The sequence below is a fragment of the Glaciihabitans sp. GrIS 2.15 genome (assembly GCF_035984695.1).
GTDB lineage: Bacteria > Actinomycetota > Actinomycetes > Actinomycetales > Microbacteriaceae > Lacisediminihabitans.
The window spans coordinates 225522-241459 of record NZ_JAXCHU010000006.1; the positions used below are offsets into that span (position 1 = coordinate 225522).

At 63.3% G+C, this 15938-nt stretch carries 13 protein-coding genes and 1 pseudogene; 9 read left to right on the forward strand and 5 right to left on the reverse strand.

Annotated elements, in window-relative coordinates; all coding sequences use genetic code 11:
• Window positions 1-123 precede the first annotated feature (123 nt).
• The 3 genes from RCH11_RS10810 to RCH11_RS10820 all read left to right on the forward strand — a co-directional run bounded on the left by RCH11_RS10810 (window position 124) and on the right by RCH11_RS10820 (window position 4861).
• Window positions 124-1635 (forward strand): leucyl aminopeptidase, encoded by a 1512-nt coding sequence (locus RCH11_RS10810; RefSeq protein WP_327056996.1) that lies wholly within the window; start codon window positions 124-126, stop codon window positions 1633-1635.
• Window positions 1636-1738: 103 nt separating this feature from the next.
• On the forward strand, window positions 1739-3112 hold the full coding sequence (lpdA, locus tag RCH11_RS10815) for a dihydrolipoyl dehydrogenase (protein ID WP_327056997.1): 1374 nt from the start codon (window positions 1739-1741) through the stop codon (window positions 3110-3112).
• A 72-nt stretch (window positions 3113-3184) separates the two neighbouring features.
• A complete protein-coding gene (locus tag RCH11_RS10820; RefSeq protein WP_327056998.1) occupies window positions 3185-4861 on the forward strand; it encodes a 2-oxo acid dehydrogenase subunit E2 in 1677 nt (558 codons plus the stop codon).
• Window positions 4862-5128: 267 nt separating this feature from the next.
• On the opposite strand, the pseudogene RCH11_RS18180 reads toward RCH11_RS10820, so the two are convergent.
• Window positions 5129-5347 (reverse strand): annotated as a pseudogene (locus tag RCH11_RS18180) (Tn3 family transposase); the annotation flags it as partial.
• Here RCH11_RS18180 and RCH11_RS18185 point away from each other — a divergent pair.
• Window positions 5303-5470: a transposase domain-containing protein gene (locus tag RCH11_RS18185; protein WP_442789042.1), complete on the forward strand. Its 168-nt coding sequence runs from the start codon at window positions 5303-5305 to the stop codon at window positions 5468-5470. The pseudogene RCH11_RS18180 and the gene RCH11_RS18185 overlap by 45 nt on opposite strands.
• A gap of 77 nt (window positions 5471-5547) precedes the next feature.
• Complete coding sequence (locus tag RCH11_RS10830) at window positions 5548-6045, forward strand: hypothetical protein (protein ID WP_327057000.1); 498 nt, start codon at window positions 5548-5550, stop codon at window positions 6043-6045.
• A gap of 355 nt (window positions 6046-6400) precedes the next feature.
• Here RCH11_RS10830 and RCH11_RS10835 read toward each other — a convergent pair whose 3' ends face one another.
• Both RCH11_RS10835 and RCH11_RS10840 read right to left on the reverse strand, forming a co-directional pair.
• Complete coding sequence (locus RCH11_RS10835) at window positions 6401-8425, reverse strand: alpha-L-rhamnosidase-related protein (protein WP_327057001.1); 2025 nt, start codon at window positions 8423-8425, stop codon at window positions 6401-6403.
• A gap of 52 nt (window positions 8426-8477) precedes the next feature.
• Entirely contained in the window at window positions 8478-9344 is an 867-nt protein-coding gene (locus tag RCH11_RS10840) for a helix-turn-helix domain-containing protein (protein WP_327057002.1), read from the reverse strand.
• 71 nt (window positions 9345-9415) lie between these two features.
• Between RCH11_RS10840 and RCH11_RS10845 the strand changes: the two genes are divergently transcribed.
• The gene (locus RCH11_RS10845) at window positions 9416-10231 is read left to right on the forward strand and encodes a phytanoyl-CoA dioxygenase family protein (RefSeq protein WP_327057003.1); all 816 of its coding nucleotides are present in this window, start codon (window positions 9416-9418) and stop codon (window positions 10229-10231) included.
• A gap of 213 nt (window positions 10232-10444) precedes the next feature.
• The gene (locus RCH11_RS10850) at window positions 10445-11056 is read left to right on the forward strand and encodes a hypothetical protein (RefSeq protein ID WP_327057004.1); all 612 of its coding nucleotides are present in this window, start codon (window positions 10445-10447) and stop codon (window positions 11054-11056) included.
• A gap of 465 nt (window positions 11057-11521) precedes the next feature.
• Here RCH11_RS10850 and RCH11_RS10855 read toward each other — a convergent pair whose 3' ends face one another.
• A complete protein-coding gene (locus RCH11_RS10855; RefSeq protein ID WP_327057005.1) occupies window positions 11522-13039 on the reverse strand; it encodes a protein kinase in 1518 nt (505 codons plus the stop codon).
• Window positions 13040-13159: 120 nt separating this feature from the next.
• Here RCH11_RS10855 and RCH11_RS10860 point away from each other — a divergent pair, with 120 nt between their 5' ends.
• Entirely contained in the window at window positions 13160-13876 is a 717-nt protein-coding gene (locus RCH11_RS10860) for a DUF4191 domain-containing protein (RefSeq protein WP_327057006.1), read from the forward strand.
• Between the two features lie 24 nt (window positions 13877-13900).
• On the opposite strand, the gene RCH11_RS10865 is transcribed toward RCH11_RS10860, so the two are convergent.
• Window positions 13901-14311 (reverse strand): RDD family protein, encoded by a 411-nt coding sequence (locus tag RCH11_RS10865; RefSeq protein ID WP_327057007.1) that lies wholly within the window; start codon window positions 14309-14311, stop codon window positions 13901-13903.
• 139 nt (window positions 14312-14450) lie between these two features.
• Here RCH11_RS10865 and glnA point away from each other — a divergent pair, with 139 nt between their 5' ends.
• The gene (gene glnA / locus RCH11_RS10870; RefSeq protein WP_327057008.1) at window positions 14451-15875 is read left to right on the forward strand and encodes a type I glutamate--ammonia ligase; all 1425 of its coding nucleotides are present in this window, start codon (window positions 14451-14453) and stop codon (window positions 15873-15875) included.
• The last annotated feature ends 63 nt before the right edge of the window (window positions 15876-15938 follow it).

Consider the following 15938-nt stretch of genomic DNA (forward strand, 5'->3'; position numbering starts at 1 on the left):
ATTAACTCTAATCGCCGCGTGCGCGCGGCAGAGCGGAGGGCGCCCTCCTGGCTTGGTGCCCGTAGCGAACACCACAACCGGGACGAGGCGTCGAGCGGCGAGGTCGGCGGATACGATGGCAAAATGACGGTTCCCTTCCTCTCGATCGCTCGCAAATCTCCTCTCTCCCTCGACACAGATGTGCTCGTTTTGGGGGTTCGTGACACGGATGACGGCCCCAAGCTGCTCTGGGCTGACGCTACGTTCGCCGAGCTCGCGTCGAGTCTCGCTGCGATCGGCGTTACCGGTGGCGCAGACGAACTGGTGCGCCTACCCACGTCAATCGGCAACGCTCGCAGCATCGCGCTCGTCGGGCTCGGCAGCTCCGCACCCGGAGCCGACAACCTGCGTTACGCCGCAGGAACGGCTGCTCGTCGCATTACAGGCGTCTCCTCTCTCGTGATCGCTCTGCCCACCACGTCATCCGCAGAGCTTCTTGCCGTGCTGGAAGGCGCGGCGATCGGCGGATATGCCTACACGACGTATCGGTCAACGTCCCTCGGGAAGACAAAGCCGCCTGCCCCCGAGATCACCATCGCCAGCGAGACAACCTTTGCGGCCCGAATCGAATCAGACGACGAGTTGGTAGCCCGCGCCGCAATTGTTGCTGGCGCCATCCACTCGGTACGCGATCTTGTCAACGCGCCGCCCTCGGACCTCTACCCCGAGACCTTCGCCGACGCGGTGCTCGAACTCGCCGAGGACATTCCCGTCGACATCGATGTGCTTGCGGATGACGAACTTCTTGCAGGAGGATTCGGCGGTATTCTCGGCGTCGGTCAGGGCTCCAGCCGTGGCCCCCGGCTGGTGAAGATCAGCTACTCCCCTGCTACCGCGCGCCAACACATCGCCCTGGTGGGCAAAGGCATCACCTTCGACACCGGCGGGCTGTCACTCAAGCCGCCGGCCAGCATGGTCGGCATGAAGTACGACATGACCGGGGCGGCCACTGTGATGGCCGTGGTCTTCGCTGCGGCGCGGCTCGGCCTCGACATCCGCCTCACCGCCTGGCTCTGTCTCGCAGAAAACATGCCGTCGGGCTCTGCCGTGCGCCCCAACGACGTACTCACGATTCGCGGTGGAACGACGGTGGAAGTGCTCAATACCGATGCGGAAGGGCGTCTCGTGATGGCAGACGGCCTCGTTGCGGCGAGTGAGGAGTTTCCGGATTCGATCATCGACATCGCTACCCTCACCGGGGCCCAGCGCGTTGCACTCGGCGACCGGTATTCAGGAGTGATGGGGGACGAGAGTCTCGTCGGCCAGGTGACAGCGACGGCGCGCGCCGTCGGTGAGCAATTCTGGGCGATGCCCCTGCCCGGAGAACTTCGAGCAATGCTGAAATCGGATGTCGCGGACATCGCGAATGCGAAGATCGGGAACACTGCTGCGGGAATGTTGCTCGCGGGGGTCTTTTTGCAGGAATTCATCGGACCCCGCGCTGACACCACAGCCGGACGTATCCCGTGGGCGCATATCGATATCGCCGGGCCGGCCCACAATGCTGGCGGCGGCTACGGCTTCGTTGGCCCAGGTCCAAGCGGTGTGGCTGTGCGAACACTGATCGCGCTGGCCGAGGAGATTTCGCTCTCGTAGTAAGGTCTTTATGGCCGGAAAATAATCGGTCTGCACAGGTCCGCAGCCCACCTTCGTGAGCCGGACCAACGCAAAAGCCAAAGAGACCCAAGGGAGTCGCCGGGTGCCTGAGCAAAACTTCGACGTAGTCATCCTCGGAGCGGGAAGCGGCGGATATGCCGCCGCACTGCGAGCAAGCCAATTGGGGTTGTCGGTAGCCCTTGTCGAGAAGGGCAAGGTTGGCGGTACGTGCCTGCATGTCGGTTGCATCCCGACCAAAGCGCTGCTCCACTCCGCCGAAGTTGCGGATGTTACCCGCGATTCCGCGAAATACGGGGTCACCTCCACGTTCGAGGGTATTGACATCGCCGCGGTCACGACCTACCGCGAGGGAATCGTCGCCAGTAAATACAAGGGACTCCAGGGCTTGATCAAGGCTCGCGGCATCACGGTAGTTGAGGGTGAAGGTCGTCTCACCGCTGCCAACACCGTCACGGTCGGCGACGACACCATCGTGGGCAAAAACGTGGTCCTCGCTACCGGGTCTTACTCGCGTACACTGCCCGGTCTCGAGATCGGGGGCCGCGTCATCACCTCTGAACAGGCGCTAGAACTGGACTTTGTGCCGAAAAAGGTGCTCGTGCTCGGCGGCGGCGTGATTGGCGTCGAGTTCGCGAGCGTCTGGAAGTCCTGGGGTACCGACGTTCAAATTATCGAGGCACTCCCGCACCTTGTTCCCAATGAGGACGAGTCGATCAGCAAGCAGTTCGAGCGCGCGTTCCGTAAGCGCGGGATCAGCTTCAGCCTCGGGATCCGCTTTCAAAGTGTGACCCAGAACGACGACGGGGTCGTCGTGACGCTCGAAGACGGTCAGACTTTCGCCGCCGAGCTTTTGCTCGTGGCCGTCGGTCGGGGGCCCGCGACCGCAAACCTCGGATATGAAGAAGTCGGTGTCACGATGGATCGCGGTTTCGTCATAACCAATGACCGACTGTTGACGAGCGTTCCCCATGTGTATGCCGTGGGAGACATCGTTCCCGGCCTTCAGCTCGCTCATCGCGGCTTCCAACACGGCATTTTCGTGGCGGAAGAGATCGCCGGACTAAACCCGATCGTGATCGACGACCTCAACATTCCCAAGGTCACCTACTCAGACCCAGAGGTTGCTTCGGTCGGCTTCTCCGAAGCCAAGGCACAGGAGAAGTACGGCGCCGATAAAGTGACCACCTACGACTACAACCTCGCCGGCAACGGGAAGAGTCACATCATTGGCACCTCTGGTTCGATCAAAGTCGTACGGGTGAACGATGGGCCGATTGTTGGTATGCACATGATCGGAGCCCGCGTCGGCGAACTCATCGGTGAAGCCCAGCTTGTCGTCAACTGGGAGGCTTACCCGGAAGATCTGGCTCCGCTGCTGCACGCGCACCCCACGCAGGACGAGGCGCTCGGGGAAGCCTTCCTGGCGCTTGCCGGAAAACCGCTTCACGCGATGTAAGCGTCGCTCCGAGGAGCGCACTGTACTCAAACTAAGCTAAGTAAATAGAACTGGTCTAAAGGAGCATCACTGATGAGCGAATCCGTCAACCTCCCGGCACTCGGAGAGAGTGTCACCGAGGGCACGGTAACCCGCTGGTTGAAGAACGTGGGCGACCGCGTCGAGGTGGACGAGCCGCTGCTCGAAGTCTCTACCGACAAGGTCGACACCGAAATCCCTTCGCCAATCGCCGGTGTGATCGAAGCCATTCTTGTGGCCGAGGACGAGACCGTCGAGGTGGGTACTCCCCTCGTGACCATCGGCGATGGATCCGGTTCCACGGATGCGACCCCGGAGGTACCGGCGGCAGATGCCACCGAGGCTGTCACACCCACTCTCCCGGAGGATGCTCAGCCCGCCGCAGAGGTAGCGCCCGCCCCCGCCGTAGCAGCCCCCGCCGTAGCAGCCCCCGCCGTACCAGCCCCAGCCATACCAGCCACTGTTGAACCCGTGGCAGCTCCCGTTGCCCTCCCTGAGCAGATCCCCGATCCTCCACAGGAGCCGCCGGTTGCAGCCGCCGAGCCGGTAGCTCAAGCGCCGTCCCCGTACGCCCCTGCGCCCGAACAACACGCGCCAGCGGCGCCCGTCGCAGCGGCGCCCGTCGCAGTCGCTCCCGTCGAAGTCGCTCCCGTCGCAGTCGCTCCCGTCGCAGTCGCTCCCGTCGCTTTGCCGCCTGCCGCCACCACCGCACCGGAGGCACCGGCTACCCCAGTACCGGCTGCTCCTGCCCCGGCTGCTCCTGCCCCGGCTACTCCAGCACCGGCTACCCCAGCACCGGCCGCTCCGGCCCTCGACTCAAAACCGGGCTACTTCACCCCGCTGGTGCGCAAACTCGCTAACGAAAAGGGCATCGACCTTTCCACGATCACCGGTTCTGGCGTTGGGGGACGCATCCGCAAGGAAGACCTGCTCGCCGTCCAGAGTGAGATCGCCACCGCTGTCGGCTCTGCCGATGTGGCACCAGTAGCTCCGGCGGCGGCCCTCGAGACCTCACCTCTCCGCGGCACAAGCGTTCCGATGTCGCGTCTCCGCAAGGTAATCGCGGAACGAGCCGTCATCTCAATGCAGTCCTCGGCACAGCTCACCTCGGTGGTCGAGGTTGACGTCACGATCGTCGCCAACTTCCGCGATGCAGTGAAGGCGGAGTTTCTGGCCAAGACTGGCCAGAAGCTGTCGTTCCTGCCGTTCTTCGCGCTGGCCGCCGCCGAGGCCCTCAGGGCTTTCCCGATTATCAACGCGACGATCGATGGGGACTCGATCGTGTACCCGTCGCAGGAAAACATGGCTATCGCTGTCGACACGGAGCGTGGGCTACTGACTCCGGTGATCCGGGATGCCGGTTCACTCGATCTTGCCGGCCTGGCCGCGCAGATTGCCGATCTGGCCGCCCGCACCCGCGACAATAAGCTCAAGCCGGACGAACTGGCCGGAGGCACCTTCACTCTGACCAATACCGGTTCACGTGGCGCTCTGTTCGATACCCCGATTGTCTTCCTGCCCCAGTCCGCGATCCTCGGAACGGGAATCGTTGCCAAGAAGCCGGTCGTCGTCTCGAGTGGCGGCCTCGATGCCATCGCGATCCGCTCAATGGTGTACCTCGCGCTCTCGTACGATCACCGCATCGTCGACGGTGCGGATGCGGCCCGATTCCTCGTCGCAGTGAAGGCGCGGCTGGAGGGCGGCGACTTCGCTGCCAATCTCGGCTACTGAGACGCCGACTACTGCGACCTCGGCTACATCGCTGGATAGCAGCCCGCCACGACGGAACAGTTCGCGGTTCCAGTGGCAGTGGAACGAACGCGTCGGTCGCGGGCTCGGTCGTTGAGTCTTGGCTGTTCGGAACGCGCAGCGGGTGAAGTCGGTGGGGCGGAAGCTCCGGCACGCTGAATTGGCATCGCCCGAGTAAGTTGGCGAGTTCATGGCCGGGGGCGACAAGACTTTCACATCGTCGGCCGACCGTTGCCCTTCCCCGCGGAGCTCGTCCGAGACGGTGTCGATATAGCGGACGTTCCACCGCACGATTTCGGTGACGACGAGTACGAGGACATCGAGCCGGTCATTGTGACTCTCTCCGCAGCGTTGGCGAAGGCGACCGCGGTAGCCGCGGAAGATATCTCGGGCAAGCGCATGGCGGCCCTCGGTGCGGTTGAGATGGGCCAGGATTCTTCGTCGACCGCTATCGTCGTCGAAGAAGATGGAAGGGTAGTTGGCGGTTTGCTGACGCGGGTCTTTTCTGCTGAGGTCGTGGAGCAGGTGCTTGCTGATGCCGGGCGGACCGCGCAGCGCAATCGGTCGCTGCCGGCTCGGCTGATGGCGTGATTGACGTGTTCACGAGGATGGTAATCCCGTTGGCCGGGCCGGAGACCCGGGGTTCCTTGTTAGCGGGGCGGAGGCTCGTGGCGATTGATGGAACGGACCTGGATCTGCCTGACACTCCCTCGAATGTCGACTTCTTCGGCCGTCCGGCGTTGATCTGGGGCGAGTATGCCACGTTTCCGCAGGGCCGGCTGGTCGGGTTGGCCGAGTGTGGCACCCATGCCATCCTCGATGCAGAGATCGGGCCGCGCACGAAGTCGGAGATCGCGTTGTCCCGGGATCTGGTCGGCAGGCTGAAGCCGGGGACCACGGTGTGCGCCGACGGGCCCTGGCTGGCACTGATCATCCCCACGTCGGGCACCGACAGGCGCAGGATGGCGCCGTTGATGGTGCGGGTGATCGACTACACAATCGATGACGGGAGGGAGAATCCCGAGTTAGATCGGCTACTCACCGCGATCCTGTATACCACCAAGTCCACTGCGGAGGACCTCGCCACCGTGGCATCCAGGGGGTGGGAGATCGGGTCCAGCAGGAAATCGGGGGGGGTACCTCTGCTGTCACTACGCGCTCCGTGACTCAGGGCGCTTTTTCCCCCAACACTTTGACATCGCGGGTGCCACCTGGCGCCACGCCATCATCAGCCTCACCAAGCGCGACCGGCCTCGGGAATCTCGTTCAACGGAAGCAGACCCCGTCAATCGACTCCAGCGCGAGCACGTGGTGACCGGCGTCGAGGAGACGGTTCCTGCCAGAGCCGCGGACAGCGATCGGCGCTTGCGCGTCGAGGACGAGCTCGATTCCCGTGGCGGTGCGGCACCAGGACACGCCGATCGACGTGTGCGCTGACAGTGCTACCCGCCCTTCCGCGTGCGGCAAGGAACCGGGGTACAGACGGATCTCGACGGTCGGTATTTCGGGGTCGAAAGTCGGCTAGACGCCGAGGAGGTAGCGTGACATCTGCCAAGTCGGGGCACTTCCCCAGAAGTGACTGTGGCTCCAGCGATCATCGAAGACCTCCCACCACGTTGTCGCTCCCTGGTCGAGCATCCAACCCCAGCCGCGACGCCACAAGTCCAGGACGGCGTCCGTCTCCCCCGCTTCGAATAGCACTCGCATCGAGAAGTTCGTGAAGTACGGCGTAACAGTAGAGGGGTCGACCCTGCCGGGGTCGCGTAGCCGCGGGGCGTCCGGGTCAAACGGAAATCCGCGTTCGAAGTGTTCGAGGATGATGGGCGCGGCGACCTCTGCAGCCAGCACTCCCACTAAGAAACCCATGGTCGCCGCGTGGTATCCGATCCCCCTCGAACTGTCGGACAATTCCGCGCGTATAAGGCGCTCCAGCCTCGATGCTTGCGTCTCCCACTCTGAGTGGCACTCGCCGTGCAGCAGGACCTGCCACTTGATGAATGCCTTCACCCCCAGGAGAACGTGACACAGCGCCGCAACGTCGGGAGCATCCGCCGCGGGCTCATAACCCCAGTCCACAAATGGCCAAGGGAGCGAGTTGCTTCCGTCAGGAGCGACAAGTCGCACCAGTTCCGCAATGTTCGCCGCCGCGGAGTCTTCGAGTTCGCGCAGCAGCGCGAGGTCAGAGGTGTATTCGCTCACCTGTAAGCACGCGGCCATCCACTGAGCGGCGTAGGTGCCGACGTAGATGAGATCACCGGGGCCGCAGCCGGCCACTAGCCCGTGATCATTCGCGCCCGCCGCTGCGTGCAGCAGGGCGCGATGCACCAGTCCGAGATCGCCCCACGCGACCCCCAACAGGTCGATACTCGACGAGACGATATCTCCAATCCATTCGGCTCTCTCACGAATGCAATCGACCAAGGCATCTTCAGCGTTCCCGCGGAGCGTATCGGCGCCCACCAGCCAGATGCGATCGAGAAGCGCATCTCCGCTGGTGAAAGAGCCCACCTGTTGTCCCAGAAAGTCGCGCTCCCTGAACTGCGGGTCGTTCACGCTGACCAGCCGCGTCGAGTGCACTCGGAGTTCGATATAGCGGGCTCCAAGCGACTGGAGCGGCTCCAGCCTCTCGCTCCCGGCTCGGAGATGGTAGTGCTGGATCATTCGGGTCGGGCCGGTTGCAAGACCGGTCACCGGTGCGAGCGAACCGTCAGGGCTCAGCCGGTCGCCGTAGGCGATGGTTACATAGGTTTCCTCTTCGACCTGCGCTGTGAACTCAAGTGCCCCGATGCGGATACGGCCCACGTCATACAGGAACCAGACGCCGTCGGCATCCTCGGTGGGCGAGCGGTCCGCCAATACGAATTGCATCGCCGGGTCATCCCAACGGTATCCGGTGAATGTCTCTCTGTATTCTCCGCTCGCAATCTCGAGCGGGGTGACCACTGGCCAATTGGGAAGGCTCACTACTCCCGGCGTCGACGGGCCTAACAAGTCCCGGAGTTCGAGGACCGGACGGGCATCGGTCCAATCAATACTTGGCTCCTCCACTCTCCAAGTCGGATCGAGCGCGGCGTCGCGCCATTCCATCCACCCCAGGAGAGGACTCACCCTGAGGCCAGTGGAGGCGTACTCCCACAGCTGGCGCGCCTTCCAGCTCAACTCGATTGGTGTGCCAGCGATGGTCGCCATTACCCACACAAACCCCGGCAGATCGGCAAAGACTCGGTTCCGTAGGCGCCCTCCCGTCGCCTGCACCGCGATGGTGTGCCTTCCAGCCTCTAGCCTCACAAGCTTTCGATGGAACTCCGGGAGCGCTGTCGCATACCGGAACGGCCCTGAGACGAAGGTCTCACCGTCAATCCACAGCCGAAAGTCGGCGGACGCTTGCACGTCAATGACGACGTCGGCCGCCGAGGCGAGGACGAAGTTCACCCGGAAGCCAACGTGGGTATCCCCCTCAACCACGCCAGGGAGCCAGACAGCGCGGTCGGCGAAGTGCTCGCCTACGGAGCGGCGGATTTCGCCAGGAACGAGGCCGTGCGACATGGATGCTTCTCTCTTGTGAAAGGACGAACAGCCAGACTTCCGCTGCGCGCCCTCATTGTAACGTTTCACGAGAGGTGGCCGTGCCCTCAACTGTTCTGAGGGGCGCGGCCAGACGTCCGTCGCGGCGGTATGTGCTCGGACTGACCCCGGCGAAGTGGTGAAACCGCTGAGAGAAGTAAAGCGGGTCATCCCAGCCGACCTCCCTTGCGATCTCGGCGATAGGCCGGTTGGTAAGGTCCAAGAGTTGCTCGGCGAGCAACATCCTCTCTCGCTCGACATAGCGCTGAGGACTGACACCGAGATGTTCGCTGAAGAGGCGGGTGAGCCGCGAGGGCGATATGTGTGCAACCTCAGCTAGCCGAACCACGCCGAGCCGCTCGGCGATGTGGGCGCCGATGTGCTCAATGACGCGCAGCACGCGCTCATCCATCAGCGAGGTCAGCGGGTTCTGTGTATCGAGCCATAGCAACGCCTCCTCGAGCGAATTCACGGCGAAGAGCTCGGCTCGAGGAAGGCCACCGGTACTCGCGCGCACGCAGGATCGCAACGCCGCTGTAACCCGATGGTGCAGCTCGCCTTCGGTGTGAAGCACACAAACGCCTCCGGTGGCGGCAGGCCACTCGAGCAGCGGCATCCAGTCGGCACGGGGGTGAAAATGCGCGAAGGCGAACTCCCACCGAGTCGCTGATTCGGCCGTCGAATAGTCGTGGCGGACGCCAGGCCGCAGAAGCACGGCATCGCCAGCGCCCACGCTGATCTCACCAAGCCTCCCCGATCCGGCAATGGTGTGAATAAGCAGGTAATCCGTGGTGCCGTTGGTCCGCCACGTGGAGTACTCGGGACCCTCGTTGAAGTAGCCGGGAGTGAGCCGGTGCACGACAGGATGCATGCTTTCCTCGCGCGATTCCGGCGTACGCATAGCAGCATCTTCCATAAAGCGCGCATGAAGTTACATGGGAATACAACGGTATACGGGCAAAGCTATCTCGTATGTTGAATATTATCCATGACACCGAGGCCTCTCTCGCGGAAGAGTTCGATCGCCTTGGAGTGCTGCACATCCGTTCCATGCTCAACCCGGCTGAAGTCGCCGAAATCCGCGAAGCGTTCATGAACCAACTCGCTCGTGACCGGTCTGTTGGCTACGACGACCACGTGCCAGAGGGTGACCCCCTCGAGCTTTACCCGCGGCTCGTGCATCCCCACCGAAGCCCCGAGCTCGAGGTCGGGCGACTGTCACGGAAATGGATGCTCGACCCCCGAATAATGGCTAAAGTCACTGAAATTATGGGTCCGGTCTTTGGCGCCCAGTCGATGTTTTACTTCAAGCCGCCGGGTGCCCGCGGCCAAGCCTTGCACCAGGACAACCTCTTCCTGCAGGCTCACCCGGAAACCTGCATCGCGGTGTGGATCGCAATCGATGACTGCGATGGTGAGAACGGCGGACTCAAAGTCGTACCCGGCTCCCACCGCTACGAACTCGTGTGCCCGGACGACGCAGACCAGGCCGAGTCCTTCACCAACGTGGAGGTGCGGCTTCCCGATGGCATGATTGCCGAGCAGACTGATATGAGCGCCGGTGACGTGCTGCTTTTCCACGGCAGCATGGTCCACGGCTCGTTCTCAAACCGCTCGAACGATCGCTTCCGGCGCTCGTTGATCTTCCACTATGTGCCGCAGACCAGCACCGAAATCGCGCGCTTTTACAACCCGCTCCTCACCCCAGGCGGTGACGAGATCATCGTCACCGAGGCTGTCGACGGAGGTGCCTGCGGAGAAGGTTGGCTGCCCGCGGAGCCGCACTGACCGTGCGCTTCGCGTGGACTCCGATCACACTTCCGGACGCCGGCTCCCCGTATTTCGCACACCCTGGCGCTGCGGTGGGACCCGATGACATCCTTTACCTTGGCGCGGCGGACGGGCGCGGTATCCATCGAGTCGATTCGGCTGGCGTGGTGAGCACGATCGCGATGGCGTCCTGTCGGTAAGGACAACGTCTGGACGGGTCGTGCTCGTTGATTGGGCGGCGCCCTACCGCGCGAGCTCGAACCCCCAACCGTCTCCTGGAGACCGACCGCGGTCGCGACCGACGGCAGTCGTGTCTGGGTCGCCGATGGCTATGGCGACAACCTGGTGCACGCCTTCGACGACGACACGCTGCTTTGGACCACGGATGGTTCGGCCAGCGGCACCATGCTCTCAACCCCCCACGGGCTGGTCGTCGACCCGCGCGGTGCCGAGCCACGGTTGCTCGTCGCCGACCGCGGAAACCATCGCATCGTCGCGCTCACCCTGGGCGGGGAGTATCTCGACACGTTCGGCCACGACGTTCTGACCTCCCCCTCGGGGCTCACGATTGCGGGCGAGATCCTGTGGGTATCAGAACTGTTCGCCGCAGTGGTCGGGGTGAACCGGGTCGCGGACATTATCGCGAGCGTACGCGACGCGTCGGTCCCAGCGGACACAGTCTGGCCCAACGCTCGGGCCGGTGATCAGGTCACCGCGCCGGACCTCACCCTTCCCCAATTGCGCAGCCCGCATGGCATCGCTGCGCTGGCGACAGGCGAGTTGCTCGTCACCGAATGGGTCATCGGAGGCCGCGCCACCATCCTCAGCCCGATCTGGCACTAGAGGTCCTGCGCTCGTCGCAGTCTGGCGTAGTGGCCGCCGCATGCGATCAGGTCAGTGTGCGCGCTCACCTCCGCTATCCGGCCCTGATCGATGTCAACGATGTGGTCAGTAGTGCGGATCCCTGAGAGTCGGATAGCGACAGCGAGCGCTCGCGCCGGCGCCATGCGCTAGCGCTGGCCGCTGGAGAGGCGCGCCCGGCGAGACCCGACCTTGGTGTGCTCCCCGTCGGTAAACCGCCCATACTCTCGTCGGCGTTCGCGTCGACAATGGCCGTGCGAGGCGTCGCCGCTTTCGACTACGAACGCCACGCTTTTCGTGGGATGATCGCGGCCTCAATTGGGCGCAGGGGCTGCCCGGGGGACAGTGCGCAATCTGCGGCTCGTTCTGTTCGCCAGATACGTGCAGAGCCCATGTCGGCAAAGCTAGGGATGACTTGGTATCCAACGAGCCCTTACTGACTAAGTACTACTGGCCGAGCGCGATATCCCGGATACGCCATCCGGCCTCGTTTCTCACCAGGAGAAGGGGGGCCGGGTTTTTTTCGGTCATCGGGCTACCATCAGCGGCGACCAGTTGGATGATTGCGGAGTCGCCGAGCTGCTGGATGAGGCGGGGCGTGAAACCCTCTAGTGCGGCGTCCGAGGGCAGCGGCACCCCTTTTTTCAGCCGACGGACTAGATCGCGATCTGCCTCGATCACTGCTGATCCGGCTTGGTCGACCGCGTCGAAACAGGCCGTCGATTTCGCGGTCAAGCACCGGGCACGAGCGATGAGAAGTGCCCGCGCGGCGGCAAGCGGGTCCTCCCCTTCGATGGCCGAAGGCGCAGTCGAAGCGGGCGTCGCCCGCTTCGACTGCGCAATTTCGGTCGGGCGGTCGGATGCGTTTGGGGTCCGCGTCGCCAGCGGTGTGCTGCTCGCAAACGGCTCGATTGCAGTCTCTGAGTGAGCGGCGGGGATCACTGTGAGCGCGACGACCAGCGCACCAAGCCCGGCACCGCCTGCGATCCAGATCGGGGTACGAACCGGCGAGAGGATCGCCGCGACCCGAGAATGAAGCTTCGCCAGCGGATGCTCGTCCCGATCGGTCACTCCTGTTTGCTGCTTGTTTGGCGGCAGAGTGACCGAGGGCAGGCTGACAGTCGGCAGTGCTCCCTCTGTGGTCTCGTTGTTCAGCCAGAGATCTTCCCTCGCGCCGTTCGGATGCCCGTCCACCCGATTGGATGACCGTAATTCCGACTCCTGCCGTGTCAGGTGGTGATCGAGGCGAATCGGTAGCGCCGGTGCGAGGTCGAATAGCAGGTCGATGAGTAGTAAAAGTTCCCGGTCTGTCCCCGGCGGCCCGCTCACGCAGTCCCGAAGCGCTGCGAGCGACCGGGGGTTCGCTCCCCCACTGAGCCGATCGAGCACGGTGCCGACAAGATCCCGCAGCCCGACCCGGTCAGCGACGGCGTGTCGTTCCTCATCCAGGCGCGCCGAGGTGAGGCTGTGCCCGCCGTCGGTCGCCGGAAAGTCACCGATCAGGCTGACTCCGCCGAATCGCGCGAGCACCGGCGCACCCCGGTCATCGAAGAGCACCGATCCTGGGGCCACCGCCCCATGGGCGACACCGACCCGATGAAGTTCCCGTACCGCTTCGACCAGCGGAACCAGGATACTGACCGCCTCTCCGGCCTCCAGGTCGTCTCGAACGGCCAACAGCCGCCCCAGGTTGCCCGATCCGAGTCTTGGAAGGATGAGGCATGGCCGCCCGTCCCGACCCGTCGCAATGTCTTTCAATTCCAGAAGATGGCGGGACGACGCGCGCGCGAGCGCCTCGATTTCGCGGTCTACGCTCATCTCGTCTGTGGACGGCCGGAAGATCTTGATCGCGGCGATCCGATCACCGGTCGGCGGCTCTCTCGACCCGGCATGCCCGAGGTGAATCTCCGCGCGGTCTCCCGCGCCGAGTTTGCGCACGAGTCGATAGCCTCCGACGGTCTCCATGATGCGAGTATCAGGGGCCAGAGGCATCCACCGCCCCGTGCCGGGCGGAATGGTGGACAGAGAAGGCCGGCCCGAAGGGTGAGGGAGCAGATGGCCACGGACAGGTCGTATCCTTGACCCATGGCACGCACCCAAACTTCGGCTCCGAAGGCAGCGAAAGAGCCCGGTCGTCTCAAGCAGATGTACCAGGTCTTCCAAATGACTCGGCGCTACGACGCCAACGCAATCTGGTGGTTTCTCCTCGCCTTTCTCGCACCGATTCTGGCCGGCATCCTCGCAGGTCTCCTCATCTCAGGCGTCGACAATATTTTTGGATTCGTGCTGTGGATCGTCGCGGGAGTGCTCGGTGGTGTGCTGCTCTTCCTCATCGTGCTTGGCCGGCTTGCGGAGCGCGCCGCATATTCGCAGATAGAAGGCCAGCCGGGTGCCGTCGGAGCAGTGCTGAAGAGTTCGCTCCGTCGCGGCTGGACCGCGAGCGAAATGCCGGTTGCCGTGAGTCCCAAAACCCAGGACGCGGTCTATCGAGCAGTCGGTAACGGCGGCGTCGTACTGATCGGTGAAGGCCCCAAGAGCCGCACGCAGAAGATGCTCGACGAAGAGCGTCGTCGTGTGACGCGTATTCTTCCGAACGTCATCGTTCACATGCTGCATGTCGGACCAGACAGTGACGCCGTGCCGCTCCACAAACTCGCGGGCCGCATGGCGCGTTTCAAGCGATCGCTCAACAAGTCCGAGATCCATGCCGTCGGCAATCGTCTCGCCTCCCTCGGTAAGAACCAGCTTCCGATTCCGAAGGGCGTCGACCCGCTCAGAGCACGCGGGCCACGCCCCCGCTGATCGGTTTTCCGGGAGGGCGCGCTGTCAACGGCGCACCAACACCGTGCCCGCCAGGCGGTCGTGGATTCCGCGCCGGTCGCGATCAGTGATCAGCGCAGGAACGAACAGAGCAAGCAACACCGTGCGCACGATCGGCCGCCAGACGCCGATCCATGCCGGTTTCAGGGGAACCACGCGCATCCCCAACAAGAGATGCCCGACGCTTCCGCTGACGAGAATCAAAAATACTATTTGCGTTACTGCGAAAATGGCAATGCTCGCCCAGATGTCATATTCGAAGAACGCGAGGGAGATAAGCGCACCGAGGGCGATATCAATGGCGAATGCGGCGAGTCGGCGGCCGAACCGGGCGATGGACCGAGGTCCGGCCGCCGGTAGACCGAAGTGTCGACCGGGCCAATCGCTGGGTGGGGCGGATGTTCGTGGCTCGACCATTTTCCGATCCTACGTTCGCAGCCTCGACGTAACATGCACGAAACAATAGCGACACCGTGGCGAAACTCCCCTCGTCTAGCGTCGCAGGTGGCTGCGCTTGCCGCCGTACCAGTACCAAACCCCATTGGAGTCAAGTCACATGTTCAGTGATTCTTCAGAGGTGCTCAAGTTCATCAAGGCCGAGAACGTCAAATTCCTTGATATCCGCTTCACCGACCTCCCCGGTGTGCAGCAGCACTTCAACATTCCCGCCTCGACCGTCGACGAAGAATTCTTCTCGGTGGGACAGCTCTTCGACGGTTCGTCGATTCGCGGCTTCGCATCGATTCACGAATCGGACATGCAACTCATCCCCGACGTGACCACCGCGTACGTCGACCCCTTCCGTATCGAGAAGACGCTCATTATGATCTTCGACATCTATAACCCGCGAAACGGCGAGATCTACGCCCGTGACCCGCGCCAGGTTGCGAAGAAGGCCGAGAAGTACCTCGCGTCGACCGGCATCGCCGACACCGCCTTCTTTGCGCCGGAGGCCGAGTTCTACATCTTCGACGACGTGCGCTACGACGTTCGTCAGAACTCCAGCTCATACTTCGTCGACTCCGACGAGGGCGCGTGGAACTCTGGCCGCGTCGAGGAGGGCGGAAACCTCGCTAACAAGACTCCCTACAAGGGCGGCTACTTCCCGGTGAGCCCCGTTGACAAGCAGGCCGACCTGCGCGACGACATCAGCCTCAAGCTGATCGACGCCGGCCTCATTCTCGAGCGCGCCCACCATGAGGTCGGCACCGGAGGCCAGGCGGAGATCAACTACCGCTTCGACACGATGGTTCACGCGGCCGACGACCTTCTCAAGTTCAAGTACATCGTCAAGAACACCGCGCTCGAATGGAACAAGGTCGCGACCTTCATGCCGAAACCGCTGTTCGGCGATAACGGATCGGGCATGCACACCCACCAGTCGCTCTGGAACGACGGCGTGCCGCTGTTCTACGACGAAAAGGGCTATGGCGGGCTCAGTGACATCGCGCGCTGGTACATCGGCGGGCTGCTCAAACATGCTCCGGCGGTGCTCGCGTTCACGAACCCGACGCTCAACTCGTATCGCCGCCTGATCCCCGGCTTCGAAGCCCCGGTCAACCTGGTCTACTCGGCCGGTAACCGTTCGGCCTCGATCCGTATCCCGATCACGGGTACCAATCCCAAGGCGAAGCGCATCGAGTTCCGCGCTCCGGATGCTTCCGGCAACCCGTACCTCGCGTTCGCGGCGCAGCTCATGGCCGGTCTCGATGGAATCAAGAACCGTATCGAGCCGCACGAGCCCGTGGACAAGGACCTCTACGAGCTTCCTCCCGAGGAGGCGAAGAACATCCCGCAGGTACCTGCGTCGCTCGAAGAAGCTCTTCGCGCTCTCGAGGCCGATCATGAGTTCCTGACCGCCGGCAACGTGTTCACGCCCGACCTGATCCAAACCTGGATCTCGTACAAGCGTTCCGCGGAGATCATCCCTGCGGCGCAGCGTCCGACGCCGTTCGAGTACGAGCTGTACTTCAGCGTCTGATCGTCTGATCGACAGAAGGCCGCACTCCTTCGGCGGAGTGCGGCCTTTCTGCATACTGCACAG

Coding starts and splice junctions, on each gene's coding strand:
- RCH11_RS10810 (WP_327056996.1), top strand. CDS start 124: ATGACGGTTCCCTTCCTCTCGATCGCTCGCAAATCTCCTCTCTCCCTC.
- RCH11_RS10820 (WP_327056998.1), top strand. CDS start 3,185: ATGAGCGAATCCGTCAACCTCCCGGCACTCGGAGAGAGTGTCACCGAG.
- RCH11_RS18185 (WP_442789042.1), top strand. CDS start 5,303: ATGGGCCAGGATTCTTCGTCGACCGCTATCGTCGTCGAAGAAGATGGA.
- RCH11_RS10835 (WP_327057001.1), bottom strand. CDS start 8,425: ATGTCGCACGGCCTCGTTCCTGGCGAAATCCGCCGCTCCGTAGGCGAG.
- RCH11_RS10840 (WP_327057002.1), bottom strand. CDS start 9,344: ATGCGTACGCCGGAATCGCGCGAGGAAAGCATGCATCCTGTCGTGCAC.
- RCH11_RS10845 (WP_327057003.1), top strand. CDS start 9,416: ATGTTGAATATTATCCATGACACCGAGGCCTCTCTCGCGGAAGAGTTC.
- RCH11_RS10855 (WP_327057005.1), bottom strand. CDS start 13,039: ATGGAGACCGTCGGAGGCTATCGACTCGTGCGCAAACTCGGCGCGGGA.
- RCH11_RS10860 (WP_327057006.1), top strand. CDS start 13,160: ATGGCACGCACCCAAACTTCGGCTCCGAAGGCAGCGAAAGAGCCCGGT.
- RCH11_RS10865 (WP_327057007.1), bottom strand. CDS start 14,311: ATGGTCGAGCCACGAACATCCGCCCCACCCAGCGATTGGCCCGGTCGA.
- glnA (WP_327057008.1), top strand. CDS start 14,451: ATGTTCAGTGATTCTTCAGAGGTGCTCAAGTTCATCAAGGCCGAGAAC.